This is a genomic window from Pseudomonas sp. P5_A2_2 (assembly GCF_054177685.1).
The window spans coordinates 1-2899 of sequence record NZ_JBGCUL010000587.1 but is presented as its reverse complement, the minus strand read 5'-3'; the positions used below and the strand labels follow the sequence as shown (position 1 = coordinate 2899).

Here is a 2899-nt window from a genome sequence, read left to right as displayed (position 1 = left end):
GGCTCACTCGGTGCCCGCCAAAGCGGTAGCCGAACAATGCCGAGAGATTGCGGTTGTCCACCTCACCCGCCTTGGCGCGGCCATCCTCGCGGCTGAAAAAACTGCGCAAGTCACTGCTGAACACACCGTCGCCGAGCGGCAGGTTGTGCAGCAACGCCAGGGTGTCCTGTTGGTACAGGTCGGTCACCTCGGCATGGTAGGCACGCAGGCTCAGGTCCTTATTGACCTGGTAATCACCCCCCAGCCAGGCCAGGTGCGAGGTGGTGGCAGCGCCGTTGAAACGCCGGTTCGGCGAGGCGACGGTCATGGCCTGATAGTCCGTGGAATCGCGTTTGTTGATACGATCGATGTAACCGGTGTTCAGGGTCAGGCCATCGAAATCCCTGGAGCTGAGCGTGGTGCCGCGAAAGGTCTGTGGCAGCAGTCGCGACGGGCTGGCAAAGGCAAACGGCAGGAAGATCGAGACATCGCCGCTCTTGATCGTTGTCTGGGCAAACCGCAGCTTGGCCGTCGGCGCCAGCCGCGAATAGTCATCCGCCGCGCGCTTGTCGCTGGCCGACACCGGCAACAGTTCGGTGCCGCTGCGATCCGGCGCGGAGTCGAGCTTGACCCCCAACAGCCCCCGCAAGTCCAGACCAAAGCCTACAGTCCCTTCGGTAAACCCGGACTCCACGCCCATGATGAAACCCTGGGCCCACTCCCGCGCGGCAGACTTGGCGCCGCTGTCCTGGTATTCACGGTCCAGGTAGTAATTGCGCATGGTCAACGTTGCGTGACTGTCCTCGATAAACCCTTCGGCCCGCAGCTGCGGGGGCAGAACGCTGACGCCAAGCAGCGCCACGACCCACCCAGGAAGGATCCTGGAGACGCAGGAGAGCGACGCTACTGAACCGGTGTTCCTGTGGCGTTTTGGCATGTTCGATGTCCACTTTTTATTGTTGTTCTTGAGTGCCGGACCCACACGGGGCTGTCGGCTTCACGACCAGAGAATGGAAACACCCAAGGGGTATCGTCAATCGCGAATGACCGATAATCGAACATTAATATTATTATCTATTTTCAAACAGTATCTTTAATGCATCCATAACAACCTGTTTATTAAGGTTTTATTCGTGGTTTACGCAGATTTTACGACACCGTTCTTTTTTTAGTTATCTTTGTTATCTTAATCGTCGGCGGTCATTGACGGCGCTCCCAACGCACGGAGGGCTCGACTGCATAACAAAAACAACAATGAGGTTCACCCATGGACAGTCCATCGCGTCGCTCGACGCTGACAATCGCTTTGTGCTTTATCGTTGCGCTGATCGAGGGGTTCGATCTGCAGGCTGCCGGCACCGCTGCCGCAGGATTGCGCCAGAGTTTTGCCCTGGACCCGAAGATGATGGGCTGGGTGTTCAGCGCCGGGATCATTGGCCTGCTACCTGGCGCGTTTTTTGGCGGCTGGGTTGCCGATCGTATCGGCCGCAAGAAAATCCTCGTCGGCGCCGTGTTGCTATTTGGCGTCTTCTCGCTCTGCACCGCCTACGTCGAGAGCTATTCCAGCCTGCTGCTGGTGCGCTTCATGACCGGCCTGGGCCTGGGCGCCGCCCTGCCCAATCTGATTGCCCTGTGTGCCGAGGCCGTGAACGAACGCCATCGTGGCACCGCCATCAGTGTCATGTACTGCGGCGTGCCCCTGGGTGGCGCGCTGGCGGCAGTGGTGGCAATGTTTTCCAGTGAACACTGGCAAACCACCTTTATCATCGGCGGTCTGACGCCCTTGCTGGTGGTGCCGCTGATGGCCCTGCTGTTGCCCGAATCCACTGCGTTCCGTCAGCAGCACGTCACGACCGGCAGCCCACGCTCGTCTACCGCCCAGGCGCTGTTCGGCGAAGGACGCGCACGCAGCACGCTGGCCTTGTGGTTGAGCTACTTCTTCACCCTGACCGTGATGTACATGCTGCTCAACTGGCTGCCCTCGCTGTTGCTGGAACAGGGTTTCACCAAGCCCCAGGCAGGCATGGTGCAGATGCTGTTCAACCTGGGCGGTGCCATTGGTTCGCTGCTTGGCGGGGTGATGCTGGACCGCTGCAACGGCCTGAAAGTGGTCCTGTTCGTGTATGCAGGAGTGTTGGCGGCACTGGCTGGGGTCGGCCTGTCGGTGGGTATCGTGCCGATGGCAATCGCCGGGTTTGCCGTCGGGCTGTTCGTCATGGCTGCACAGCTTGTGCTGTATGCACTGGCGCCCCCTTCCTACCCGACTTCGGTGCGCGCCACCGGCGTCGGCGCGGCCGTGGCCATCGGCCGGCTCGGCTCGGTGGCAGGTCCCCTGGCCGCCGGCCAGATCCTCGCCGCCGGTGCCGGCACCACTGGCGTGCTGCTGGCAACTTCACCGGGGTTGGTGATCGCCGCGCTGTCGATCCTGACCGTGATCGCCCGCACCGGAGCGATCGCCGAGTCTCGGCCAGAAGCTGCAAACTGAGCCCCGCTACCAAGAATTGTAGGAGCTCGCTCGCGAAGAACGCCAGGACACCGCGTGGCCCCAGGCAGTTAGCGTCATCGTTGACGACCTTCGTCGGAACGCCGCCCGGAGCAAGCTCGCTCCCACAGGTAACAGCGTTTGAGGTGTACGGAGGCCAAAAAACAAAACCCCTACCTGCGTGCGCAGATAGGGGTTTCGGAATTTAATCTTGACGATGACCTACTCTCACATGGGGAAACCCCACACTACCATCGGCGATGCATCGTTTCACTGCTGAGTTCGGGATGGGATCAGGTGGTTCCAATGCTCTATGGTCGTCAAGAAATTCGGGTACTGAACCGTTTTTCAACGTTTCAGCAAATTGGGTATGTGACAGCTTTCGGTGTTTTGTGAGCGTCGAACTTTCGGTTCATTGCGTCTTCACACACCGCAATC

The 2899-nt window shown here is 59.9% G+C and carries 2 protein-coding genes and 1 rRNA gene; 1 reads left to right on the top strand and 2 read right to left on the bottom strand.

Annotated features, from left to right (window positions below; genetic code table 11):
* A partial coding sequence (locus tag ACXRVY_RS22700) for an OprD family outer membrane porin (protein ID WP_458238293.1) occupies positions 1-916 on the bottom strand: 916 nt, incomplete at its 3' end.
* A 330-nt stretch (positions 917-1246) separates the two neighbouring features.
* Here ACXRVY_RS22700 and mhpT point away from each other — a divergent pair.
* Entirely contained in the window at positions 1247-2464 is a 1218-nt protein-coding gene (gene mhpT / locus ACXRVY_RS22695) for a 3-(3-hydroxy-phenyl)propionate transporter MhpT (protein ID WP_223462808.1), read from the top strand.
* Positions 2465-2670: 206 nt separating this feature from the next.
* Here mhpT and rrf read toward each other — a convergent pair.
* Positions 2671-2786, bottom strand: a 5S ribosomal RNA gene (rrf, locus tag ACXRVY_RS22690).
* Positions 2787-2899 lie beyond the last annotated feature (113 nt).

What these genes read in the sequence shown, in the direction of transcription:
- mhpT (WP_223462808.1), top strand. Translation starts at nt 1,247, where the DNA reads ATGGACAGTCCATCGCGTCGCTCGACGCTGACAATCGCTTTGTGCTTT.